This window comes from Mesorhizobium sp. M7A.F.Ca.US.007.01.2.1 (assembly GCF_003998165.1).
GTDB classification, from domain to species: domain Bacteria; phylum Pseudomonadota; class Alphaproteobacteria; order Rhizobiales; family Rhizobiaceae; genus Mesorhizobium; species Mesorhizobium ciceri.
The window spans coordinates 1-2,679 of record NZ_RZQP01000409.1 but is presented as its reverse complement, the minus strand read 5'-3'; the positions used below and the strand labels follow the sequence as shown (position 1 = coordinate 2,679).

3 protein-coding genes are annotated in these 2,679 nt (G+C 59.4%); 2 read left to right on the top strand and 1 reads right to left on the bottom strand.

The window, feature by feature from the left end; genetic code table 11:
• On the top strand, positions 1 to 897 hold an 897-nt coding region (locus tag EN949_RS34420; RefSeq protein ID WP_164782652.1), incomplete at its 5' end, for an NAD(P)/FAD-dependent oxidoreductase.
• Between the two features lie 63 nt (positions 898 to 960).
• Here EN949_RS34420 and EN949_RS34415 read toward each other — a convergent pair.
• Positions 961 to 1,200: a hypothetical protein gene (locus EN949_RS34415; RefSeq protein WP_127367257.1), complete on the bottom strand. Its 240-nt coding sequence runs from the start codon at positions 1,198 to 1,200 to the stop codon at positions 961 to 963.
• A 686-nt stretch (positions 1,201 to 1,886) separates the two neighbouring features.
• Between EN949_RS34415 and EN949_RS34410 the strand changes: the two genes are divergently transcribed.
• A complete protein-coding gene (locus EN949_RS34410; RefSeq protein WP_032808422.1) occupies positions 1,887 to 2,180 on the top strand; it encodes a helix-turn-helix transcriptional regulator in 294 nt (97 codons plus the stop codon).
• Positions 2,181 to 2,679 lie beyond the last annotated feature (499 nt).

Below are 2,679 nucleotides of genomic sequence, written 5' to 3'. Positions count from 1 at the left end.
GATGAATTCGACGTGGCTATTGTCGGCGGCGGCCCCGCAGGACTTGCCGCAGGCATGTATCTGGCCAGATTCCTGCATTCGGTGATCGTGGTAGACGCCGGCGACGCACGAGCCAAGCTCATTCCAAAATCGCATAACTGTCCTGGCTTCCCGGACGGCGTAGGCGGGTCAGAGTTGCTCGGCCGTCTCAAAGCCCAGGCACAGAGATACGGTGCAGGCGTAGTGGACGGTCGTGTAGCGGGCGCCAAGAAGCGCGACGGGACCTTTGTGCTGACGACCACCTTCGGGACCATCCGAGCAAGGCGCGTGGTTCTTGCAACCGGGATCGTGGACAAGGCCCCGCCAATAGAAGGGCTGGAGGAGGCCGTCGCGGCCGGCACTGTCCGACTGTGTCCGGTCTGCGACGCCTATGAGGCCGTGGGCAAGCGCATCGGCGTCGTCGGCCCAGAGCGTCTGGCGCTCAAGGAAGCCCTGTTTTTGAAGGAGTACAGCGGTCAGGTTACCTTGCTCGCCAACTATCCGGAGGATATTTCCGATGCCGCCCGCGGCATGGCCTCGGCAGGCGGCATCGAAATCTGGGACACCGTCGAGGATCTTGTTGCTCGGGCAACCGGGTTCGGCGTTGTCATGGCCGACGGTGCGCCAATGCGGGAATTGGATGTGGTGTACCCCGCAATGGGGTCTGATGTGCGCTCTGAACTCGCCGCCGCACTCGGTGCAGAGTGTGACGCGCAAGGATATGTTCTGGTCAGCCGACACCTCGAAACGTCGACTGCGGGTCTCTATGCCATTGGAGACGTGGCTGAGGGCCTCAATCAAATTGCCGTTGCGTTTGGCCATGCCGCCACCGCAGCAACACATATCCACAATGCACTTCAGTCTAGACCGGAAAGCTGACTGGCCACCCTAGCACAGGGCGCGCGCCATAGCGCTCCAAGTCAGTGCGCTTCGAAGGACGCTTCAGATCCGCTCACCGGTGGCCGGCCTCGGGCGCGAAACGTTCAAATCAATTTTGTCCGGCAGGTCTGGCCAGGCATTTTTGATGGCGGTGGTTGTCATTCGATGGACAGGCGGGATGATGACCATCCGGACGTGTCGTTCAGGCCAGAGCGGGTTCCCGAAAACCAGAAAAACGACTGCTACCAGGACACTGACCAACCCCGCTGCAAACACGTTCGCGATGATCTCACCAGGCTGCATACACTCTCCATGAATGAGTACCCGCCACGCCAAGCGAGCCGTGGCGGGTAATCAACCAACCGACGATGAAGGGACGATGATCGACGGTCACATTCCAAATGTGGAAAAGGCTTCCTTGTTTCATAGGTCAGACCTTTGCGATTCCATGTCGGGCTTTGGTCGGGCCCAGACACGGTAGAGTGCTTGCAATGAGGTGTGTAGCAGCGCCAGCGCGAAGGCCCGTCAACAGCAACAAACCAGGTTGCCTTGATCGCAACATATTTAGTGGGTCCGCCCCCACTTGCGGGTAGAGGCGGACCCGGGCGAGGCTTGGGGACCTCGACCGGCAGCGGGGGACGCTGCCGCTCTTCCAACCTGCCGTGGCATATCAGGTTCCGCTGATTAACAAAAAGCCGGCCGCTGCGAAGTGGTGAGCGGGCAGGTTCTGGAGTGTGCTGGGATCAACCAGCATAGGTCAACGAGCCGCAACAGGGTTGGTTGCGATAGCGGGCGGACGCCCGCCAACCCGCAGCGCTCGCTTCAGGCGCCCACTGCTTGCCCCCCTCGTCCCAGTGCCGGCCTATTGCCTGACGCATGCATCGCTGAGACATCGCTCGTGACGACCGTCCCCCGCGCGGGAATTGCTCGATCTTTCGATCGTCGATAGATCGAAGGAACATTTTAGACGTATCGAATGTTCAAATCCTATGGACAGCCGAACCCAACTTTCACCAGCTCAATCGAGAGCAGCACGCGCCCTGCTGAACTGGCCGCGAGTACGGCTTGCCGCAAAAGCGAGCGTTAGCGAAATGACGATCAGAGATTTTGAGAACGGTATTCGAAATCCGCGTCCCCACAAGATCGCGGCCATGCGTCAGGCGTTTGAGGACGCGGGAATTGCTTTCACCTTCGAAGGCGCTCCATCGCTAGCCCGCCCTGAAGGGCATAGCAGTCTCTCCACCACCAATAGAATGTGGCGCAGCCGGCAGAGACAAGCATAACGATAAAGGTCCTTGAGCCTCGTATTAGCAATCCACTTGACCCACAGCCCACCTAAAGGGGCGAGCCAAGAAACCGGTCAAGCCGGTGAGGCGTCGTTGCTGTATGCCTCGTTTTAACATTACTTCGGATACGCTCCTGACTTCTTCATTGACCTCGTCAGGCTTGGTACCGGCATCACCGGCGGCTGGTCCGCAAGGTCGCTGGCAGCCATGGGGGAGCCGGTTCTGGAAACGGCAGATGGCTCGCGATCCAATCGTCGAGGAACCTGCGGCCGCGAGCATCATCCGGTCAAACCAGGATCGTAGTGGAGATGGCATCGTGGATCGTGCCATAGAGGCTGTCGATGGGCTGGCGGAAGCGTCCATGCAGTCACGATGCTTTCAGCTCATCGAACCTCGGGCGCCAAAGAGTGTTCCGTTGGTTTTTGCTGAAATGGCGGGAACTTTTTCCTCCGGCGGTGATTTTTCGTCGCCATGACAAAACTGTCTGACCTTGGAC

Excerpts from the sequence above, each read along its gene's own strand:
- EN949_RS34415 (WP_127367257.1), bottom strand. The coding sequence starts at position 1,200 with ATGCAGCCTGGTGAGATCATCGCGAACGTGTTTGCAGCGGGGTTGGTC.
- EN949_RS34410 (WP_032808422.1), top strand. The coding sequence starts at position 1,887 with ATGGACAGCCGAACCCAACTTTCACCAGCTCAATCGAGAGCAGCACGC.